Source organism: Escherichia sp. E1V33, from assembly GCF_004211955.1.
Lineage (GTDB): Bacteria > Pseudomonadota > Gammaproteobacteria > Enterobacterales > Enterobacteriaceae > Escherichia.
Genome location: NZ_RHJI01000010.1, coordinates 548,334 through 570,653, shown reverse-complemented (window position 1 = coordinate 570,653; position 22,320 = coordinate 548,334). Strand labels below are relative to the sequence as shown.

General features: G+C 50.4%; 15 protein-coding genes and 3 pseudogenes. 9 read left to right on the top strand and 9 right to left on the bottom strand.

The features are described from left to right. Positions 1-36: 36 nt before the first annotated feature. On the bottom strand, positions 37-462 hold the full coding sequence (gene nudI / locus D9742_RS10805; RefSeq protein ID WP_130236906.1) for a nucleoside triphosphatase NudI: 426 nt from the start codon (positions 460-462) through the stop codon (positions 37-39). A 281-nt stretch (positions 463-743) separates the two neighbouring features. Between nudI and D9742_RS10800 the strand changes: the two genes are divergently transcribed. The 4 genes and pseudogenes from D9742_RS10800 to D9742_RS23245 all read left to right on the top strand — a co-directional run. Then, positions 744-1,286 carry a YfaZ family outer membrane protein gene (locus tag D9742_RS10800; RefSeq protein ID WP_064526689.1) on the top strand — a complete coding sequence of 181 codons (543 nt, stop codon included), beginning with the start codon at positions 744-746 and terminating at the stop codon, positions 1,284-1,286. Positions 1,287-1,385: 99 nt separating this feature from the next. Then, positions 1,386-2,588, top strand: coding sequence for a nicotinamide mononucleotide deamidase-related protein YfaY (locus D9742_RS10795; protein WP_130236905.1), 1,203 nt, complete (start codon positions 1,386-1,388; stop codon positions 2,586-2,588). A gap of 216 nt (positions 2,589-2,804) precedes the next feature. Then, positions 2,805-2,954, top strand: a pseudogene (locus D9742_RS23250) (helix-turn-helix domain-containing protein); the annotation flags it as partial. Beyond that, a pseudogene (locus D9742_RS23245) lies at positions 2,953-3,153 on the top strand (aldolase/citrate lyase family protein); the annotation flags it as partial. The pseudogenes D9742_RS23250 and D9742_RS23245, both read left to right, overlap by 2 nt. Positions 3,154-3,193: 40 nt before the next feature. Here D9742_RS23245 and D9742_RS10780 read toward each other — a convergent pair. The 4 genes from D9742_RS10780 to glpA form a co-directional block, all read right to left on the bottom strand. Then, positions 3,194-4,120 (bottom strand): ISNCY family transposase, encoded by a 927-nt coding sequence (locus tag D9742_RS10780; RefSeq protein ID WP_130236904.1) that lies wholly within the window; start codon positions 4,118-4,120, stop codon positions 3,194-3,196. 193 nt (positions 4,121-4,313) lie between these two features. Continuing rightward, the gene (gene glpC / locus D9742_RS10775; protein WP_130236903.1) at positions 4,314-5,504 is read right to left on the bottom strand and encodes an anaerobic glycerol-3-phosphate dehydrogenase subunit GlpC; all 1,191 of its coding nucleotides are present in this window, start codon (positions 5,502-5,504) and stop codon (positions 4,314-4,316) included. Next, positions 5,501-6,760 carry a glycerol-3-phosphate dehydrogenase subunit GlpB gene (glpB, locus tag D9742_RS10770; protein ID WP_130236902.1) on the bottom strand — a complete coding sequence of 420 codons (1,260 nt, stop codon included), beginning with the start codon at positions 6,758-6,760 and terminating at the stop codon, positions 5,501-5,503. The genes glpC and glpB overlap by 4 nt, the downstream gene beginning before the upstream one ends. Next, entirely contained in the window at positions 6,750-8,378 is a 1,629-nt protein-coding gene (gene glpA / locus D9742_RS10765; RefSeq protein WP_130236901.1) for an anaerobic glycerol-3-phosphate dehydrogenase subunit A, read from the bottom strand. The genes glpB and glpA overlap by 11 nt, the downstream gene beginning before the upstream one ends. A gap of 271 nt (positions 8,379-8,649) precedes the next feature. On the opposite strand from glpA, the gene glpT reads away from it, so the two are divergent. Continuing rightward, positions 8,650-10,008: a glycerol-3-phosphate transporter gene (gene glpT / locus D9742_RS10760; protein WP_064526704.1), complete on the top strand. Its 1,359-nt coding sequence runs from the start codon at positions 8,650-8,652 to the stop codon at positions 10,006-10,008. Positions 10,009-10,012: 4 nt separating this feature from the next. Then, positions 10,013-11,089: a glycerophosphodiester phosphodiesterase gene (gene glpQ, locus D9742_RS10755; protein WP_130236900.1), complete on the top strand. Its 1,077-nt coding sequence runs from the start codon at positions 10,013-10,015 to the stop codon at positions 11,087-11,089. Between the two features lie 42 nt (positions 11,090-11,131). Here the strand turns inward: glpQ and D9742_RS10750 are convergent, their stop codons facing one another. After that, the gene (locus tag D9742_RS10750; protein ID WP_130236899.1) at positions 11,132-12,010 is read right to left on the bottom strand and encodes a LysR family transcriptional regulator; all 879 of its coding nucleotides are present in this window, start codon (positions 12,008-12,010) and stop codon (positions 11,132-11,134) included. Between the two features lie 151 nt (positions 12,011-12,161). On the opposite strand from D9742_RS10750, the gene D9742_RS10745 reads away from it, so the two are divergent. Both D9742_RS10745 and inaA read left to right on the top strand, forming a co-directional pair. Then, positions 12,162-13,352 carry an MFS transporter gene (locus D9742_RS10745; protein WP_130236898.1) on the top strand — a complete coding sequence of 397 codons (1,191 nt, stop codon included), beginning with the start codon at positions 12,162-12,164 and terminating at the stop codon, positions 13,350-13,352. A 78-nt stretch (positions 13,353-13,430) separates the two neighbouring features. Next, positions 13,431-14,081, top strand: coding sequence for a lipopolysaccharide kinase InaA (gene inaA / locus D9742_RS10740; RefSeq protein WP_130236897.1), 651 nt, complete (start codon positions 13,431-13,433; stop codon positions 14,079-14,081). 53 nt (positions 14,082-14,134) lie between these two features. On the opposite strand, the gene yfaE is transcribed toward inaA, so the two are convergent. The 3 genes from yfaE to nrdA all read right to left on the bottom strand — a co-directional run bounded on the left by yfaE (position 14,135) and on the right by nrdA (position 17,866). Further along, on the bottom strand, positions 14,135-14,389 hold the full coding sequence (yfaE, locus tag D9742_RS10735; protein WP_130236896.1) for a ferredoxin-like diferric-tyrosyl radical cofactor maintenance protein YfaE: 255 nt from the start codon (positions 14,387-14,389) through the stop codon (positions 14,135-14,137). Continuing rightward, positions 14,389-15,519, bottom strand: a complete 1,131-nt coding sequence (nrdB, locus tag D9742_RS10730; RefSeq protein ID WP_064526718.1) for a class Ia ribonucleoside-diphosphate reductase subunit beta — start codon at positions 15,517-15,519, stop codon at positions 14,389-14,391. The genes yfaE and nrdB overlap by 1 nt, the downstream gene beginning before the upstream one ends. Before the next feature lie 61 nt (positions 15,520-15,580). After that, positions 15,581-17,866, bottom strand: a complete 2,286-nt coding sequence (gene nrdA / locus D9742_RS10725) for a class 1a ribonucleoside-diphosphate reductase subunit alpha (protein WP_130236895.1) — start codon at positions 17,864-17,866, stop codon at positions 15,581-15,583. 685 nt (positions 17,867-18,551) lie between these two features. Between nrdA and yfaL the strand changes: the two are divergent. Beyond that, a pseudogene (yfaL, locus tag D9742_RS10720) lies at positions 18,552-22,295 on the top strand (AIDA-I family autotransporter adhesin YfaL/EhaC). Positions 22,296-22,320: the final 25 nt, after the last annotated feature.

The window sequence follows — 22,320 nt, the reverse complement described above, 5'->3', positions numbered from 1 at the left end:
TGTTAATATGACAGCCAGTTATGGCTGTCGTTTCTATCACAGCAGCCCTTTCAAACGTAACGTTTTGCGGGTTGCAACATTCAAATCGTATTGCGCCAGATCTTCGGGTTTTACCCACGCGTATTCCTGAAACTCTTCGTTTATTTTCACTTCACGGTTGGCAGAAACGCAGTCAAAGATCAGGTAAATCATATAAATCTCTTCCTTGCGACCATCTCCATACGTTTTAGTGCGAATGTCATCGCTGAAAGTCCACGGAGTGATGTCAGTAAGAATCAGTTGCTCGCCTAACTCTTCTCTGATTTCACGGCGTAATGCTTCTTCAATACGCTCGCCAGGTTCCACGCCACCACCCGAAAGCGCCCATTGACCCGGAAAAACGCCGCGATCGTCAGCCATTTTACATAACAGGTAAGCGCCATCATTTTGAATTAAAGGGCAAACAATAGTCCGTTGTCGCACAGGGATGTTCCTTAATAATCGAAAATAAACCAAGAGAATACGGCAACTCATAAATATGCGAAAGTGACATTAGTCTCTTTTGCGATGATAACTGCGCTGATTATTATTTTGGTTTGTAACGTTAAATCATGTTTGTTTTTTCGGCGTTAAATTATTTGAGAAGTATTTAGTTACAATAAGTTAGCAGATCACTTTTTTCGCGCATTGAATCCTCTGTGTCAGGCAGTACAATCCCGCAGCTTTGGGGAATTTTGATCATCTTCTTGCGGGAAAAGGTAAAAATGAAAAAATTTGCGCTACCAGTTCTGGCTGGAATGCTGTTGGTTTCTGCATCGGTCAATGCGATGAGTATCAGCGGCCAGGCAGGTAAGGAATATACCAATATTGGCGTCGGCTTCGGGACCGAGTCTACGGGGCTGGCGTTAAGCGGTAACTGGACACATAACGACGACGACGGTGATGTCGCGGGCGTGGGGCTGGGTCTGAATCTTCCGTTGGGGCCGTTAATGGCAACTGTAGGTGGGAAAGGTGTTTATACCAACCCGAATTACGGCGATGAAGGTTACGCGGCAGCAGTCGGTGGTGGTTTGCAGTGGCAAATTGGCGACAGCTTCCGTCTATTTGGCGAGTATTATTACTCTCCAGATTCGCTCTCCAGCGGTATTCAAAGTTATGAAGAAGCGAATGCTGGCGCGCGTTACACCATTATGCGTCCAGTCAGCATTGAGGCAGGCTACCGTTATCTGAACCTGTCGGGGAAAGACGGCAATCGTGATAATGCCGTGGCCGACGGCCCTTATGTCGGGGTTAACGCCAGCTTCTGATACCTTCCGGCGCGGCGTTCTGTCGCGCCATTCAGTTTCTTACTATGCCTTATCTCCCTTTGCGTTATAGTGATTCGATAACAAAAGCAGGAGATAACCATGTTAAAAGTGGAAATGCTATCCACCGGGGATGAGGTGTTACACGGGCAAATCGTTGACACGAATGCTGCCTGGCTGGCCGACTTTTTCTTTCATCAGGGCTTGCCGCTATCTCGCCGTAATACCGTAGGCGATAACCTTGAAGATTTAGTCAACATTCTACGTGAGCGCAGTCAGCACGCCGATGTGCTGATCGTCAACGGTGGGCTGGGGCCAACCAGCGATGATTTAAGCGCGCTCGCGGCTGCGACAGCAAAGGGTGAAGGTCTGGTGCTACATGACGCCTGGCTTAAAGAGATGGAACGTTATTTCCACGAACGTGGTCGCGTGATGGCGCCGAGCAACCGTAAACAGGCAGAACTGCCAGCGAGTGCCGAGTTCATCAATAACCCCGTAGGCACTGCCTGTGGTTTTGCCGTGCAGCTTAACCGTTGCCTGATGTTCTTTACCCCTGGCGTGCCGTCGGAATTTAAAGTGATGGTCGAGCATGAAATCCTGCCGCGCCTGCGTGAGCGATTTGCATTGTCGCAACCGCCGGTTTGCCTGCGTTTGACTACCTTTGGTCGTTCGGAAAGCGATTTGGCGCAAAGCCTGGACTCCCTGCAATTACCGCCGGGCGTAACGATGGGCTATCGCTCCTCAATGCCGATAATTGAACTTAAGCTGACCGGACCGGCAAGCGAGAAACAGGCGATGGAAAAACTGTGGTTGGATGTTAAACGTGTTGCCGGACAGAGCCTGATTTTCGAAGGCACCGAAGGACTGCCTGCGCAGATCAGCCGCGAATTGCAAAACCGCCAGTTCAGCCTGACGTTGAGCGAGCAATTCACCGGTGGTTTATTGGCTTTGCAACTTTCTCGCGCAGGTGCGCCGCTGCTGGCTTGCGAAGTCGTACCATCGCAAGAAGAGACACTGGCACAAACCGCCCACTGGATTACAGAACGGCGGGCCAACCATTTTGCCGGGTTGGCGCTGGCTGTTTCTGGTTTCGAGAACGAACATCTCAACTTTGCGCTAGCCACGCCAAACGGCACTTTTGCTCTGCGTGTGCGTTTCAGCACTACGCGCTACAGCCTGGCTATCCGTCAGGAAGTGTGCGCAATGATGGCGCTTAATATGCTGCGCCGTTGGCTGAACGGTCAGGATATCGCCAGCGAGCATGGCTGGATTGAGGTTGTTGAGTCCATGACCTTATCCGTCTGATCAGCCATTCTGTGCCGGTTTACTGCACCGGCACATTCTCCTCCCGCAAATTTGTCCAACCTATTGTACTCAATAAGAAAAAATCCGTGCGCTGATTCACAAATTTGTACGTAATTTCTCCAGTCCGCAGGACGAGAAACGGGATTTGATGCGCTTCACAATTTTACTCACCCTGAGCGACGAGACTGATTCCAGTATCTAAGACTGGAATCCAGTATGTTGGAATCAAGCAAAGTACCCGCCCTGACACGGGCTATTGATATTCTCAATCTGATTACCCGCATTGGTCCCTGTAGTGCGGCGACAATCATCGACAGATTGGGGATCCCGAAAAGTACGGCCTATCTGTTGCTTAACGAACTTAAGCATCCGGCGGATCCGCGCTGCGGGTAAAGCGGCAGGTTTTCTGGCTGTTGACCCTGATATGGCGCAGCAATGCCTGGCGTGGGGAGCGAACTTTGTCGCCGTTGGCGTTGACACCATGCTCTATAGTCATGCCCTGGATCAGCGACTGGCAATGTTTAAATCAGGCAAAAATGGGCCACGCATAACAGGAAGTTATTAATATCACAGGCCCACAGGGATTACCTGTGGGCCTGTGTTAATTAGTGGTTATTCGCTGCCAGATCGGCTTCGCTTAGTTGGGTGGCTGCGAGCACCAGGTCACGATCAATGCCCTGTTCCAGCATGCGCAAAGCAATTTTAATGGCTTGTTCATGCATGCCTTGCTGCAAACCTTCCAATTTACCCTGCTGCCAGCCAATTTGATGCCCTTCCTGCCGTAGTCGTTCAGCAATCGTCATTAATCTCTCCTTTTGTAGTGGTGAACGTTCGGCAATCTCCTCGATAAAATGGCTGAAACGGGAGGTATCGCCGCATTGCAGCAGATAATTAAACAGAGTTTGTAATTGGCTGTCATTAGTGAAGCCCCTAACCAAGAGCGTGGTGATCCTGTCGACCAGACCTATTAAATCGCGCTCGCGAATGTGCTTTTGAATCAGTTCCAGCAGAGCTATACGCCGATGTTGCATGATCTCATCGTCAGGTACGATGGTGATATCCACCAACGGAAATGCCTCGGTGTAGAGCTGCCGGGCAAGTTGCGGGTCGTCAAATTCATCCAGCCAGTTAAGTGAATATGGGTAGGGTGAGGTTTCGCCGTGATAAAACAGCATTGGCACGACCAGCGGGACTCTGTCATAGCCTTTGTCCAGATGGCGCTGCATGGCGGCAGTGGCATAACGCATCAATCGAAAGGCCATGTTTTTTTCCGCAGTACTCTGATGCTCAATTACGCAGTAGATATAACCTTCGCCGTCGCTGGTTTCTACTGACCACAAAACATCCGAGTAGTAAGCGCGTAAACTTTTTTCAATAAAACTGGTGGGTTCCAGCCTTAAAGTTTGCAGATTGCAAAGTTTTCTCAGCGGTTCCGGCAGATGTATTTCCAGAAAATCCCGTGCGGTTTCGGGCGAGAACATAAACGTTTTAAACACCGCATCATGCGGGGAGGATGTTGTTGATTCAGTCATGGTTGTCCGTCACCTGATTTTTATGATGACGGGACATTACGGGGATCGCAGGCCGATGGCATCTGGCAGTTTTAGCCTTTGCGAGACGTTTTCAGAAGTATTTTTACTGCGATGCAACGCATACATTGGGTACGGAACCGTGCACGCAAAAATGCCCGATAAGCCATGAACTCATCGGGCATCAGAAGGGCGCTTAAGCCAGCGCTTTTGCCAGCAGTGTGATCGGGTGTTCGCAGCGAAGGCTTGTGGACATCTCAATCTGCCATTTGCAGGTTTCGCAGTCGGTAACGACAAGATCTGCGCCGCTCTCTTCTATCTGGCGGAACAGTGGCGCACCAATGGCTTGTGAAGTGGGGTAGTTCTCTTTTTTGAAGCCGTATGTTCCGGCAATACCGCAGCACTGGGAATCCAGCACTGTCAGCTCAAGCCCTGGGATCTTACGCAACAACTCCAGGGTGTAGAGGGTCCAGCCCATTTTTTCCATATGGCATGGGGTGTGGTAAACCACTTTTAGCGGCAGCGGTTTCAGCGGTAACGTTTTGCCTTCGTCCAATTTGCGCCACAGCCAGCGGGTCGCTAGTTCAATATGATCGCGCAAACCTTTGTTGTCGACATTCAGCACTTCCGGGTACTCGTCGCGCAGGGCGAAAGTACAGGTGGAGGAGGTGGCAATCACCGGAATACCTTTTCCCCCCACCGCTTCGCGGATCGACTCCACGTTAGTGATCGCCTGTTTACGCGCTTTATCGGTAAAGCCGTTGGCGATTAGCGGCACACCGCAGCATTTTTCTTTGCTGAGTAATTGCACGCCCGTTCCCATCGCATTGAGCACTTTAATTAAATCTTTACCCAGTTGCGGATGGTTGTAGTTGACGAAGCAGCCGTGGAAAAAGGCGACCTGGTCTTTATACTGCGCCTGCTGGGCCGCCACGCTGCGATACCAGCGACGGAACGTACCGAAGGAGTATTTTGGTAGCGTGCGGCGATGATCGATTTTTAATGCCGCATCAAGCAGTTGCCGCACCGGTTTCAGTGAAGTCGCGGTATTGACGATTGGCGCGAATGGCGTGGAAACGCTGCCCATCAGGTCGGTATGGCTTAAAACGAAGTTACGCAGCGAGGGGCGCGAGGTATCATATTTCGCCCGTGCGCGCTGGATGATATCGCCAATTTTCACATCGGACGGGCAGGCGACTTCACAACGTTTACAGTTAATGCAATATTTCAGCGCCTCGTCATACAGTGCACCATCTTTCAGGCGCAGACGTTCGCCATCCGGCCCGGCCTGTTTTGGCCCCGGATAACCTGGATTCACCCGGCTCACCGGGCAGGCGGTGGTGCAAACGGTGCACTTAATGCAGTTTTCGAAGCTGGTGTCGTTCATTGTTGGCCTCCTGCGCGTTGGGCAATCTGTTGAGCGGCATGTAAAGCACTGACGGCACAAACGCCGCCGCCGCATCCCTGGGCGATGGGATCGAATCCGCCCAGCACCGAACCGATGGCAAACAGGTTTTCAATGGTTTGCCCTGCTTGCGACGGACGTAACGCTTCGTCAGTGGTCACACCGAACTGTTGCCACGGTTGGGCGGCAAAAAAGTCACTTCTATACCACTCACCCCGTGTGGCGGTTTGCAGCACATCAAGGCCGAGAATTGGCTCGCGAATGCCGTTGCGTTCCGCCACCAGTCCACCGCTAAAGAAACTGCCGCTGGCAAGCACCGCAAAACGCGGACGCAGCGGGATATCGGCGTGATTGCGGGTCCAGATCTCACTCACCACACCATTTTTGCAGGTCACTTTTTTCACTTCATCGCCCGGCATCCACACGCCGCCCTGGCGCACAAACTGACGTTGAAGCTGATTTTGCAGACGAATACCCAGCACTGAAGGCGGCAGTGTTGGTAGCAGCATTAATGAACAGGGCAATTGCTCATTCAGCCACCGCCACAGTTTGTCATCAGCCAGTCCAAAGCAGGCGGGCATCAGGATCATTTCACAGGTATTGGCGACTGGGATAAGTGCGTCAATTAACAGCGGCCAGTTTTCTTCATTATCAAGGAAGCGGGCGATATTCACCGCGCGAAACTCGGTGGCGTTATTGCGTAGCACATCCAGTTCCGGCAGTTCAATTTCAGCAGTTTCAACCGAAAGATCCAGTTCGCGCAACGAAGCTGCCGCAAGATGTGCCTGGAAATCCATCAGCCCGCTTATCCCTACTACACATATCTTCTTCGCGGGTAGCGGCCAGACGGGAACTTCTGGCGAACTTAACCAGGTCGAACGCAAAGTGCCGAGCGGGGTAACGCGCTGATGGGCCAGTTCCACGCTGCCCTGCAATTGCGCGCCGCTTTCCGCAATTAATGCCTGCGCCTGGCAAGCGAGGTCCAGTACGCGTTGTGGGCCGAGAAGACTGTAAGGGTGGGCAGGAGCCTGATGGCACAAAGACTCCAGCCCATTATGAATGTCTGTCACCGGTTGACCATCCGGCAGGTGGCTCAGTAAGTCCAGCGATCCGGATGAGAAATGCAGAGCGCTCTGTCCACGGGTGACAATGGCACAGCGCAGGCCGTGTTTTTGCAATTGCAGGCCGCAGAGTAATCCGGCAAGACCGCCGCCCATAATGACAGTATCAAATCGCATCTTTCTGCTCCTTCTCCAGACCACACAGTCCCTGATAAACCCAGCGGGTAAACTCGCTTTCGCGCAATGCGTCCCCCCATGCAATGGGCTGCACACCTTTCCAGCGTTCGTTAAGGAAGGTGGAAAGTTGTTCGATAGATTGCGCGGATGTGGTGACGTTAAAGCGTTGCAACAGTCCGGCAGCGCGGCAGGCACAGAGTTCTCCCTGGCAGGTTCCCATCCCCACTCGGGTGCGTCGACGTAAATCCAGCAGGCTGTTGACGTTTAAATTTTCTACTGCGTACTGAACTTCGCCAGCGGTAACGGCTTCACATTCACACACCAGGCTGCGATGCAAACGACCTTCACTTAACCAGGCGGGTGTGCGATCGCCATGGCGATAAACCGCAGAACCGCGCAGCGGGGCAGGAAGGGAGATCACTTTGCGCAGTGTGACTTCTGCCGGTTCTTGTGAGCCAGGCAGCGCCAGGTCAGCGGTCGTACAGGGGCGCGTGTTGCCAAGTTTGCGGCAGACGGCATCTGTAGCCCATTCCGCCATCAGGCGGTAAGTCATTAGTTTACCGCCTGTGATAGTAATAAATCCGTCCAGGCCGTCGCGCTCGGCATGGTCGAGCAGCACGATGCCGCGGCTGACGTTACGACCGCTCGGATCGTCATCGCTGGCAACCAACGGGCGCACGCCAGAGTAGGCCCGCAAAATGCGCGTTTTCGCCATCACTGGGGCCAGTTTTTCCCCTTCACGCAGCAGAATATCCACTTCTTCTGCCGTCACTCGATTATCGTCAATCTCGTCGTAATCAATACGTAATGAGGTGGTGCCAATCAGCGAAATGGTATCCCCAGGCACCAGAATATCGGCGTCGGAAGGTTTACGGCAGCGGTTGATCACATGCTGGTTAATGCGGTGATCCATGATCAGCAACGATCCCTTAGCCGGGAACATACGAATGCGCAGATCGGCATATTCGGCAATATGTTGCCCCCAGATCCCGGCGGCGTTTACCACTACAGGCGCATGAAGTGCCTGAGTTTCGCCGGTGAGATGGTTACGTACACGAACACCGCACACCGTCGCGCCTTCACGAATCAGCCCCGTGACTTCATGAGCAGTAAGGATAATGGCACCGTGTTCTTTCGCATCGAGCATGTTTGCTGCGGTCAGGCGAAATGGGTCAACGGTGCCATCCGGAACTTTTACCGCGCCAATCAATGCCGGGTTAACCGACGGTTCGATAATGCGTGCTTGCTGCGGGTCTATAGCTTCTGCGCTGATCCCTGCTTCTTCGCAGGCGCGAATAAAAGTCGCCTGGAAGGAGAGATCATCCTCCGGCAGGGTGATAAACAGGCCGTTGGTTGGTTCGACACAGTGACGCGCAATGCGTTTTAAAATCTGGTTTTCACTAATACATTCGCGGGCCGATTCTGCATCGGTAACCGCATAGCGTGCGCCGCTGTGCAGCAGACCGTGGTTACGCCCGGTGGCTCCCGTTGCGATGTCGTGGCGTTCAACCAAAATCACTTTCAGCCCGCGCAGGGCACAGTCGCGGGCAATCCCGGCTCCCGTTGCGCCGCCGCCAATGATAATCACGTCACTTGATTGCGAGTCGCGAGTTTTCATTGTTATCCCTCTGAAGTTCGTTTTTTACCATTTAGCCATAGTAAAAACATGAATTGTTTGATTTCGCGCATATTCGCTCATAATTCGAAAATGAAACGTGATTTCATGCGTCATTCTGAACATTTTGTAAATCTTATTTAATAATGTGTGCGGTAATTCACATTCATGGAATGAATGATTAATTAACATCGCGGCAACTCAAGAAACGGCAGGTTCTTCTATTGAATCAGGCTGTTAATCATAAATAAGACCACGGCCACGGAGGCTATAAATGTTGAGTATTTTTAAACCAGCGCCACACAAGGCGCGCTTACCTGCTGCGGAGATCGACCCGACTTACCGTCGATTGCGCTGGCAAATTTTCCTGGGGATATTCTTTGGTTATGCCGCTTACTATTTGGTTCGTAAGAACTTTGCTCTCGCGATGCCCTACCTGGTGGAGCAGGGGTTCTCACGCGGTGATTTAGGTTTTGCCCTTTCAGGGATCTCAATTGCCTACGGATTTTCGAAATTCATCATGGGCTCGGTGTCGGACCGCTCGAATCCGCGCGTTTTCCTGCCGGCAGGTCTGATTCTTGCTGCGGCAGTCATGCTTTTTATGGGCTTTGTACCGTGGGCGACATCGAGCATTGCGGTAATGTTTGTGCTGCTATTCCTTTGCGGTTGGTTCCAGGGGATGGGGTGGCCGCCGTGCGGTCGTACTATGGTGCACTGGTGGTCGCAGAAAGAACGTGGCGGCATTGTGTCGGTGTGGAACTGTGCGCATAACGTCGGTGGTGGTATTCCGCCGCTGCTGTTCCTGCTGGGGATGGCCTGGTTCAATGACTGGCACGCGGCGCTCTATATGCCCGCTTTCTGCGCCATTCTGGTGGCATTATTCGCCTTTGCGATGATGCGCGATACTCCGCAATCCTGTGGCCTGCCGCCGATCGAAGAGTACAAAAATGATTACCCGGACGACTATAACGAAAAAGCGGAACAGGAACTGACCGCGAAGCAGATTTTCATGCAGTACGTGCTGCCCAATAAACTGCTCTGGTACATCGCCATCGCCAACGTGTTCGTCTATCTGCTGCGCTACGGTATCCTCGACTGGTCACCGACTTACCTGAAAGAGGTAAAACACTTCGCGCTGGATAAATCCTCCTGGGCCTACTTCTTCTATGAGTATGCTGGCATTCCGGGCACTCTGCTGTGTGGCTGGATGTCGGATAAAGTTTTCCGTGGTAACCGTGGGGCAACTGGCGTCTTCTTTATGACTCTGGTGACTATCGCCACCATCGTTTACTGGATGAACCCGGCAGGTAACCCAACTGTCGATATGATTTGTATGATTGTTATCGGCTTCCTGATCTACGGCCCAGTCATGCTGATTGGTCTGCACGCGCTGGAACTGGCGCCGAAGAAAGCGGCAGGTACAGCGGCGGGCTTTACCGGGCTGTTTGGTTATCTTGGAGGCTCCGTAGCGGCGAGCGCGATTGTCGGCTACACCGTTGACTACTTCGGCTGGGATGGCGGCTTCATGGTGATGATTGGCGGTAGCATCCTGGCGGTTATCTTGTTAATTGTCGTGATGATTGGCGAAAAACGTCGCCATCAGGAATTACAGCAAAAACGCAACGGAGGCTAATGGCATGAAATTGACGCTGAAAAACCTTAGCATGGCTATCATGATGAGTGGAATGATCATGGGAAGCAGTGCAATGGCGGCGGATAACAGTGAGAAAATAGTGATTGCCCATCGTGGCGCCAGCGGTTATTTGCCGGAGCATACGCTGCCTGCAAAGGCGATGGCGTATGCGCAGGGGGCAGATTATCTTGAACAGGATTTGGTGATGACGAAGGACGACCATCTGGTCGTTCTGCATGACCACTATCTTGACCGGGTAACCGATGTTGCCGATCGTTTCCCGGATCGGGCGCGTAAAGATGGCCGTTACTACGCGATAGATTTTACGCTGGATGAAATTAAGTCTTTAAAATTCACTGAAGGCTTCGATATTGAAAACGGAAAAAAAGTGCAGACTTTCCCCGGACGTTTCCCGATGGGTAAATCTGACTTCCGTGTGCACACTTTCGAAGAGGAAATTGAATTTGTTCAGGGGCTAAACCATTCGACCGGGAAAAATATTGGTATCTATCCAGAGATTAAAGCGCCGTGGTTCCATCATCAGGAAGGGAAGGATATTGCGGCAAAAACCCTGGAAGTGCTGAAGAAATATGGCTACACCGGTAAGGATGATAAGGTTTATTTGCAGTGCTTTGATGCTGATGAACTGAAGCGTATTAAGAATGAGCTGGAACCCAAAATGGGCATGGACCTCAACCTGGTACAGCTGATTGCCTATACCGACTGGAACGAAACTCAGCAGAAACAACCGGACGGAAGCTGGGTTAATTACAGCTATGACTGGATGTTCAAGCCGGGCGCCATGAAACAGGTCGCGGAATATGCTGATGGCATTGGTCCGGATTACCATATGGTGATTGATGAGAAATCGCAGCCGGGTAATATCAAGCTTACCGGAATGGTAAAAGATGCACAGCAGAATAAGCTGGTGGTGCATCCCTATACCGTGCGGGCCGACAAGCTACCGGAATATGCTACCGATGTGAATCAGCTGTATGACATTCTGTACAATAAAGCCGGTGTTAATGGGTTATTTACCGACTTCCCTGACAAGGCGGTAAAATTCCTCAACAAAGAGTAACGTTATTACAGGATGGCGTTTTAAACGCCATCCTGTCTTACTTCAAATTTTACCACTCACCACTAAGCTCTCCATGCACATCTGCAGTAAAAACAGCGGGCTACCTTCTACTGGAGTTTCTTTCGCCAGTAATGAAATCTGTCGATAGAAGGTCGGCTGCAGAGGAACGGAACACAATTCACCGGCAATGGTTTTAAGTGTTAATTCCGGTAATAAAGCAATGCCTAATCCCTGACGAATAAAACTGATTGCTGTATCCGGATGGTTAAATTCATATTTTATCTGCGGTGTGATATTTTTTTCTTTAAATAACGCCATAATACTTAATTCATAGCGTCCTTTACTGATAATTAATGGCTCACCCATCAGCTCTTCTACCGTAATGGTGCTATTGTTTGCCAGTGGATGGTCGGGCGGCAATACTACAGTAAATTTATCCTGATATATCGGTACGGAGTACATTCCACTAACGGGAAAATGAACAAAACCAGCATCAATGGTTTCATTCTGGACTGAATCAATAATTTCCGTGCTATTTTCCTCAAAAGGAATGATTTTTACATTCGGATGATGAATTTCAAAGTAGCGAATAACCACTGGTAAAATGCAGGCGCATACACTGGGGAAACAGCCGAGCCTCAGCGTCCTTTGCGGGTTCTGTTTTTCCTGTTCGGCTATCTCTTTCACGGCGTTAACTTCTCGAGTAATGGCGCGCAGGTGATGCACAATTCGGTCACCAGCTGCGGTCAACTGCAAAGCTTTACGGCGATCGCGCAGCAGTATATTCACGCCAAGTTCTTGTTCCAGTGTGGCAATCGCCTGACTTACCGCTGATTGCGTCATGAACAACCGCTTGCTGGCTTCGGTAAAGCCGCCGTAATCCAGCACGGCGAGTAAAGAATGTATTTGAGTCAGTGTCATTAGTGTTTGCTTATTAATAATATTAAAACGATTAATTTCTCTAATAGAATGCCGCCATTTATACTCTTATTCTGCAAAGTACATCACAATTTGACGCAACCGCAGTAACGGGAATGTTGTCTGTGTGCGTCATCCTGACAGGCGGTAGGGTATGAAAGAAAAGTTATGGACGAAGGATTTTTGGGCAATCACTATCATCAGTTTTATTATCTTCTTCGTTTTTTATGTTTTATTAACGTTGTTGCCAATTTACATCTCTGACCGTTTACATGCCTCGCCTGATAAAGCTGGTTTATTGGTGACTTTATTTTTAATTGCCGCCATTATTATTCGCCCCTTTGCCGGGCAATGGGTGGGTAAATATTCGAATAAAACTATTCTGGTGCTCTCTTCTCTGGCCTTTTTGTTGGTCACTGCGTTGTATCCTTTTTGTCAGTCGATTGAATCACTGCTTTTTATTCGGGTGCTTCATGGTATTACCTTCGGGGTTATCACTACGGTAAAAGGTACGATTTCCGCGCGGTTGATCCCGGCCTCCCGACGTGGGGAGGGCATCAGTTTTTTCTCTCTGGCAATGGGGTTGGCGATGGTGGTTGGGCCGTGGATTGGCCTGAATATGGCGCGCTGGGAAGCCTTTGCCCCCGCATTCTGGTTATGCACAGCGGTTGCCGCGTTAGGCATCGTATTATCGTTGATGATGACCGTTCCATCGGTACTGCGCCATGCTGATGGGGCGAAAGCAAAAATGGGCTTCGCGGCAATGTTTGACCGTGCCGCGATACCGTTTGCGATGGTTACCTTTTTTATGACTTTTTCTTACGCAGGGGTTTCTGCTTTTCTGGCGCTCTACGCTCGCGAACTTAACCTGATGTCGGCTGCCAGTAACTTCCTGCTTTGTTACGCCGTATTCCTGATGATTTGCCGAACCTTTACTGGCAACATTTGCGATAAAAAAGGGCCCAATTATGTGGTTTACCCTTGTCTGTTGGCATTTACCATTGGTCTGGTTGCGCTGGGTTTTAGTCAGGGAAGCGTGATGATGATCGTCTCTGGCGCGCTGATTGGTATTGGTTATGGATCTGTCACGCCAGTATTCCAGACACAAATCATCAGTTCGGTAGAACCACATAAAATTGGTGTCGCAAACTCGTTATTCTTCAATGCGATGGATGCTGGGTTGGCGCTGGGGGCGTTTGTGATGGGGATGATGGTTGCGCATACCGGCTACCGGACGATATATCTACTGGGCGCGCTGTTAGTGGTAGTGGCTGGCGGAATCTATGCTCTACAAATGAAGGGAAGAAGTGGCGTGACGCTAGTCTCGGCAAAAGAAACCCATTAATAAACATTTTTTATTAAGTTTTTCTTAAGGTGAACACCTATAGTCATTGTCGTTAACAATAACAACAGGCGACAGGGTATGGTTGTTTCAGCAAAACACGACGAATTTAATCACTGGTGGGCAACGGAAGGTGACTGGGTTGAAGAGCCTAATTTCCGCCGCAACGGCATGAGCGGAGTGCAATGCGTTGAACGAGACGGGCAAAAACTTTATGTGAAGCGTATGACTCAGCACCTGTTTCATTCTCTCCGCTATCCGTTTGGTCGCCCGACGATTGTGCGCGAGGTTGCGGTGATAAAGGATCTGGAACGCGCCGGTGTGATTGTGCCGAAAATCGTTTTTGGTGAAGCGGTGAAAATTGATGGCGAATGGCGCGCATTGCTGGTCACCGAAGATATGGCGGGGTTTGTCAGCATTGCTGACTGGTATGCGCAACATGCAATTACGCCTTTTGCTGATGATGCCCGCGAAGGGATGCTAAAAGCGATGGCGCTGGCGTTTAAAAAAATGCATAGCGTTAATCGTCAGCATGGTTGCTGTTATGTCCGCCATATCTATGTGAAAACAGAAGGTAAGGCAGAAGCGGGTTTTCTTGACCTGGAGAAAAGCCGCCGTCGTTTACGGCGCCATAAAGCGATCAATCATGACTTCCGCCAACTGGAAAAATATCTGGAGCCGATTCCCAAAGCCGACTGGGAGCAGGTGAAAGCGTATTACTACGCCATGTAATCGTTGTAGGCCAGATAAGACGCGTAAGCGTCGCATCTGGCGCTAGTGCGAGATCACATCTCTATTTCGATATCGCCTTTTGCCCGGCAACAACAGGGCAAAATCTCCCCAGGCTGAATAAAGGCTAATGGTTCGGCAATCCAGTCCACCTGACCTGCAACCAGGCGTGTGCGACAGGATCCGCAATAGCCTTCGCGGCACTGATACTCAACCGCCACATTGTGGGATTCCAGCGCCGCCAGAAGGGAAGGGTGTTCATCCTGGCACAGCAGTTGTGTGCCAGTAATGCTCAAGGTAACGCGGGTCATCAGAGCTGGAAGTTACTCAAATCGTCGGTGTCCACTTCCGAGTCAATTTGACCGACCAGATAAGAACTCACCTCAACTTCCTGTGGGGCAACCTGTACGTTATCAGACACCAGCCAGGTGTTGATCCACGGGATCGGGTTGGAACGTGTCTGGAACGGCAGATCCAAACCGACAGCTTGCATACGGATATTGGTGATGTATTCCACGTACTGGCAGAGAATGTCTTTATTCAGACCAATCATCGAACCGTCACGGAACAGATAATCCGCCCAGTCTTTCTCCTGTTGTGCCGCCTGAACAAACAGGTCATAGCACTCTTGCTTACACTCTTCGGCTATTTCCGCCATTTCCGGATCATCCGCGCCGCTGCGCAGTAGATTCAGCATATGTTGAGTACCGGTCAGGTGCAGTGCTTCGTCGCGGGCAATCAGGCGAATGATTTTGGCGTTACCTTCCATCAGTTCGCGTTCAGCAAATGCGAAGGAACAAGCAAAGCTGACGTAGAAACGAATCGCTTCCAGCGCGTTAACGCTCATCAGACAGAGATACAGTTTTTTCTTCAGCTCGCGCAGGCTAACGGTCACAGTTTTACCGTTTACGGTGTGGGTGCCTTCGCCCAGCAAATGCCAGTAACTGGTCATCTCGATCAGTTCATCGTAATAGCGGGAAATGCCTTCCGCGCGTTTCTGGATCTGCTCGTTAGTGACGATATCGTCGAATACAACAGACGGATCGTTAACGATATTACGAATGATATGGGTATAGGAACGAGAGTGAATCGTTTCTGAAAATGCCCAGGTTTCGACCCAGGTTTCCAGTTCCGGAATAGAAATTAGCGGCAGCAGTGCCACGTTCGGGCTACGACCCTGAATTGAATCGAGCAACGTCTGGTATTTCAGGTTGCTGATAAAAATGTGTTTTTCGTGTTCAGGCAACGCCTGATAATCGATACGGTCGCGGGAGACGTCAACTTCTTCCGGACGCCAGAAGAAAGAGAGCTGCTTTTCGATCAGCTTTTCGAAGATTTCATATTTTTGCTGATCGTAGCGGGCCACGTTGACCGGCTGACCAAAGAACATCGGCTCTTTGAGCTGATCATTTTTCGTCTGTGAAAAGGTGGTATATGCCATGACTGTGTCCTGTGGTTTTAATGCCGGATAAGGCGTTCACGCCGCATCCGGCATCTCAATATCAGATCTTACATGCGCCGCTTTCGCAGCCATCGTCCTGGATTGACGGTACCAGATCGTCCTGCGCATCTTCTGCGCCGTCACGGGTGTTCTGATAATACAGCGTTTTGACCCCGAATTTGTAGGCGGTGAGCAGGTCTTTCAGCAACTGCTGCATCGGCACTTTTCCTGACGGGAATCGTGACGGATCGTAGTTAGTATTCGCAGAAATCGACTGATCGATAAATTTCTGCATGATACCAACCAGTTGCAGGTAGCCGTCGTTACCCGGCATTTCCCACAGCAACTCGTAGGCGTCGTGCAGATGTTCATAGTCCGGCACGACCTGGCGCAGAATACCGTCTTTCGAGGCTTTGATGCTAACGTAACCGCGCGGCGGTTCAATACCGTTAGTGGCGTTAGAGATCTGTGAAGACGTCTCCGACGGCATCAGGGCTGAAAGCGTAGAGTTACGCAGGCCGTGCGTTTTGATTGACTCACGCAGTGCTTCCCAGTCGTAATGCAGCGGCTCATTAGCGATGGCATCCAGATCTTTCTTATAGGTATCGATCGGCAGGATCCCTTTCGCGTAGGTGGTTTCGTTAAACCACGGACATGCGCCTTGCTCTTTCGCCAGCTCGTTAGAGGCTTTCAGCAGATAATACTGAATCGCTTCGAAGGTTTTGTGCGTCAGGTTGTTGGCGCTGCCGTCGGAGTAGCGTTTACCGTGCTTCGCCAGATAGTACGCGAAGTTGATCACACCAATACCCAGCGTACGACGACCCATCGCCCCGCGTTTGGCTGCCGGGATCGGGTAATCTTGATAATCCAGCAGCGCGTCGAGTGCGCGTACCGCCAGAACGGCCAACTCTTCCAGTTCATCCAGGCTGTTAATTGCCCCCAGGTTGAAAGCAGAAAGCGTACACAGCGCGATTTCGCCGTTTTCGTCGTTAACGTCATTCAGCGGTTTGGTCGGCAGAGCGATTTCCAGACACAGGTTAGACTGGCGAACTGGCGCAATAGCCGGATCAAACGGGCTGTGGGTGTTGCAGTGGTCAACGTTCTGAATATAAATACGACCAGTAGACGCACGTTCCTGCATCATCAGCGAGAACAGCTCAACCGCTTTCACGCGCTGTTTGCGGATGCTGTCGTCTTTCTCATATTTGGTGTACAGGCGCTCAAACTCTTCCTGATCGGCGAAGAACGCATCGTACAGCCCCGGTACGTCAGAGGGGCTGAACAGCGTGATATCTTCACCTTTCAGCAGACGGGTATACATCAGTTTGTTGATCTGCACCCCGTAGTCCATATGACGCACGCGGTTGCCTTCTACACCACGGTTGTTTTTCAGCACCAGCAGACTTTCAACTTCCAGATGCCATATTGGGTAGAACAGCGTTGCCGCACCGCCGCGCACGCCGCCCTGAGAGCAGGATTTCACCGCAGTCTGGAAATGTTTGTAGAACGGAATGCAGCCGGTATGGAACGCTTCACCGCCACGAATCGGGCTACCCAGCGCACGAATACGTCCGGCGTTGATGCCGATACCTGCACGCTGGGAAACGTATTTCACAATCGCGCTGGAGGTGGCGTTGATGGAATCCAGGCTGTCGCCGCATTCGATCAGCACACAGGAGCTGAACTGGCGAGTCGGAGTACGCACGCCGGACATGATTGGCGTCGGCAGCGAAATTTTAAATGTGGAAACTGCGTCGTAAAAACGCTTCACATATTGCAGGCGCGTTTCACGCGGGTAGTTCGAGAACAGGCACGCGGCAACCAGAATATAAAGGAACTGGGCGCTCTCGTAGATTTCGCCGGTCACACGGTTCTGTACCAGATATTTGCCTTCCAGCTGTTTAACAGCAGCATAAGAGAAGGTCATATCACGGTCGTGAACGATAAACGTGTCCATCTGCTTGAACTCTTCTTCCGTGTAGTCTTCCAGCAGATGATTATCGTATTTGCCCATCTCGACCATTTTCACCACGTGGTCGTACAGCGCAGGCGGCTCAAATTGTCCGTAGGCTTTTTTACGCAGGTGGAAAATTGCCAGGCGCGCGGCGAGATACTGATAGTCCGGTGCGTCACGGGAGATCAGGTCAGCGGCAGCCTTGATAATGGTTTCGTGGATGTCGGAGGTCTTGATACCGTCATAAAACTGAATATGGGAGCGCAGCTCGACCTGTGAAATCGAAACGTTATGCAGTCCTTCTGCCGCCCAGTCCAGAACGCGATGGATTTTGTCGAGATTGATGCGCTCTGTGCTACCGTCGCGCTTTGTCACCAGCAGATTCTGATTCATGTATGTCGTACCTGTTTTTGGAATTCTTTCCGCAATAGTTTCGCACCAACTACCTGTAGTAAGGAAAGCTGCAACGAACACTATATATAGGGGGTATGTTTGGGATTCACTGCAAGATAGTGTGAAAATGGCCCTGTTGCAAGTGCATAACTTTGTGGATAACTCAGGAAGGAAAAAGTGACTTCCGCGTACCTTAGGTCAGACAAGGTGTTCGGGAAAGTCAATGGGAAGAGAAAAATTTGTTAAAAATAACCGTTCGGTGATTTCTTGAACGTTCAATTTAAGATAATTATTGATCCAGGTTATTTGTTGTGCTTAATTCAATTCGGCAAAAATTGATTTTGCTGCAACAGCATCTGGAGCAATCATTTATTTCATTGTTCACAATATGAGCATTTGTAACCTGCTGTAAGGGTGGTAACGGTGTTTTTTTATTCAGTTAATGTTAAATAATTACTCTCAATGTTGATTTTTCTTATGGTTGATAAATGATTTAATTAAATTAATGTCATTTAAGTATTGTTAATTAAAGAATTAATGTGATTTTAAGAAAACTTTCACATCTATTTATTATCATTAACTGCCATGTCATACAGTTAATTTATTTGCGATTTACAATTAATTTTTATTTAAAGGCATAACCTGTTTTTTAATAGACCAATGTTATTTAAGTGGTAACCAGGTCATGCAAAGTAAAAAATGGATTCTTTTTTCTGCTAAAGGGATTATATGGGGTATCCCTGCCATGATGGCGGGTTCATTTACAGCCGCAAATGCCTCATCGCAGGCTTTTGAATCATGCCAGGGAAACAACGTAACCAGCAGTTGCCAGGCCAGCAGGCAAAGTCTTTCAGGCATTACACAAGACTGGAGTGTTGCTGATGGACAATGGCTGGTTTTTGCGGATATGACAAATAGCTCTAGCGGAGGGGCTGTATTTTTGCAACAGGGGGCGGGACTTTTATTATCGCCAGAAAATGAAAGCGGTATGACCTTGTTTGCGAATAATACCGTAAATGGCGAATATAATAATGGTGGGGCAATATTTGCCAAAGAAAACTCAACGCTGAATCTTGATAGTGTTATTTTTGTGGATAACGTGGCCGGAGGATATGGTGGCGCTATTTATTCCTCTGGGACCAATGACTCCGGTGCTGTAGATATAATCGTCGCTAATGCCGTGTTCAGCAAAAACATTGCCAATGACGGCAAAGGTGGTGCAATTTATACTATCAATAATGACGTCTATTTAAGTGATGATATATTTGATAATAACCAGGCACATACATCAACAAGTTACAGCGATGGCGATGGCGGTGCGATCGATGTTACCGATAATAATAGCGATATTACGCATCCCTCTGGTTATACGATAATAAATAACACAGCCTTTATAAATAACACTGCCGAAGGCTATGGCGGGGCGATTTATACCAATAGCGTGGCGGCTTCCTATCTTATTGATATTTCTGTTGATGACAGCTACAGCCAGAACGGCGGCGTGTTAGTGGATGAGAACAACAGCGCAGCAGGTTATGGCGATGCTCTTTCTCCAGCGGCGGGCGGCTTTATGTACGTCGATTCAAGCCAGGTAAGGTTTGATATCGCTGCCAATAAAACCCTGGTTATCGGTGACGTAAGTAACGATGGTGCGATCGATTCCATTGCCGGAACCGGGAGTATCAGCAAAACCGGAGCGGGCGAACTGGTGCTCAATGCGGATAATAATAATTTTACCGGCGAGATGCGGATCGAAAACGGTGAAGTGACGCTGGGGCGTAGCAATTCGCTGATGAATGTCGGCGATGACTATTGCCAGACTAATGCGCAAAATTGCTATGGCCTGATGGTCGGCAGTATCAGCCATCGGGATGACCAGGCGGAATTGAACGTTGGCGCTACACAGCAGACTTTTGTTCATTCACTGACGGGTTTTCAGAATGGCACCTTAAATATTGATGCTGGCGGTAATGTTACCGTTAATGCAGGCGGTTTTAGTGGAACCATCGAAGGTGAAGGGCAACTCACGGTTGCTGAAAACGGTAGCTATGTGCTGGTGGGGGCGCAGTCGATGATGCTGACCGGAGATATTTTAGTGGAAGATGGCGCAATCCTCTCGCTTGCGGGTAACGCCACGGACCTGGCGGCGATGCAGGACGATCCGCAGTCAATCGTATTAAACGGCGGCGTATTGGATCTCTCCGATTTCACTACCTGGCAGGGCGGTACGTCAGAGAACGATGGTCTGGAAATCAGTGGCAGCGGCGGTACGGTGATTGGTCGGCAGGATGTTGTCGATCTCTACGGCGGCGACGATCTGCATATTGGCGATGACGGGAATAATGGCGTCTACGTGGTAGTGGATGCGGGTGACGGGCAGGTCAGCCTGGCAAATGACAATCAATACCTCGGCACAACGCAAATTGCCTCCGGTACGCTGGAGGTGAGCGACAACTCTCAGCTTGGAGATACCCACTATAACCGCCAGGTTATCTTTACTGATAATCAACAAGATAGCACGATGGAGATTACCGCCGACGTTGACACGTGTTCAGAGGCGGCAGGCCACGGGCGTGATATCGAAATGCGCGCTGACGGTGAGGTGGCGGTTGATGCGGGCGTAGAGACGCAGTGGGGCGCGCTGATGGCTGACAGCAGCGGGCAGCATCAGGATGTGGGAAGCACATTGACTAAAACAGGCGCAGGTACGCTGGAACTGACCGCCAGCGGTACGACGCAGTCAGCGGTGAGAGTAGAAGAAGGCACGCTGCAAGGCGATGCTGCGAATATCTTTCCTTATGCTTCTTCGCTGTGGGTCGGTGACGGCGCAACGTTCGAGACTGGTGCGGACCAGGATATTCAGTCTATTGATGCTACTTCCAGTGGCACGATCGACATCAGTGATGGCACGGTTTTGTGCCTGACTAGTCAGGATACTTCCGCCGCACTGGATGCCTCGCTGTTTAACGGCGACGGTACGTTGGTGAATGCCACCGATGGCGTGATGTTGACAGGTGTTCTTAATACCAACCTGGAAACCGACAGCCTGACTTATCTTTCAGGCGTGACGGTCAATGGTGAACTAACCAATACTTCCGGTGCGGTCAGTCTGCAAAATGGCATCGCTGGCGATACACTGACGGTAAACGGTGATTACACTGGCGGCGGTACGTTATTGCTCGACAGCGAATTAAACGGCGATGATTCCATAAGCGATCTGCTGGTGCTTAACGGCAATACATCCGGCAATACCACGGTAGTGATTAACCCGATTACAGGCATTGACCAACCGACATCTACTGGGATAAAAGTGGTTGATTTTACGGCCGATCCTACGCAATTCCAGAACAATGCGCAGTTTAGTCTGGCGGGTAGTGGCTACGTCAATATGGGCGCTTACGACTATACGTTGGTGGAAGATGATAATGACTGGTATTTGCGATCGCAAAATGTCACTCCTACGCCACCGCCCGATCCGGACCCAACTCCCGATCCCACGCCTGATCCCTACCCAACACCCGCTTACCAGCCTGTGCTGAATGCCAAAGTTGGGGGATATCTTAATAATCTGCGGGTGGCAAATCAGGCATTTGTGATGGAGCGGCGCGATCACGCTGGTGGCGATGGTCAGACACTGCATTTGCGCGTTGTCGGCGGTCATTATCAATACACCGCCGCGGGGCAGCTGGCGGAGCACGAAGACACTTCTACGGTACAGCTTAGCGGCAACCTGTTAAGCGGACGCTGGAGCGATGATGGTCAGTGGATGCTAGGGGCAGTGGGGGGCTACAGCGATAATCAGGGTGACAGTCGCTCAAACATGACTGGAACCCGCGCTGATAACCAGAATCACGGTTATGCCGTTGGGCTGACCTCAAGCTGGTTTCAGCACGGTAGCCAAAAACAAGGGGCATGGCTGGATAGCTGGTTGCAGTACGCCTGGTTTACGAATGATGTTAGCGAACAAAGCGACGGCGCGGACCATTACCACTCATCAGGGATCGTTGCTTCGCTGGAAGCCGGTTATCAGTGGTTACCGGGAAGTCGTGTGTTAATTGAACCTCAGGCGCAGGTGATTTATCAGGGCGTGTAGCAACGTGATTTTACCGCCGCTAACCGTGCACAGGTGTCACAATCACAGGATGATGATATTCAGATGCGGCTTGGATTACACAGCGAATGGCAAACTGCGCTTCATATCACGCCAACGTTGGATTTGAATTATTATCACGATCCCCATTCGGCGAAAATTGACGAAGATGGCAGCAATATCAGCGATGATGTGGCGAAGCAATGTGGTGAATTAAAGATGGGGATCACAGGAAATATCAGTCAACGAGTTTCCTTGCGCGGCAGCGTGGCGTGGCAGAAAGGGAGTGATGATTTTGCCCAGACGACCGGGTTTTTATCGATGACGGTGAAATGGTAATCGCTGTCTGACCAGCACCATTGCC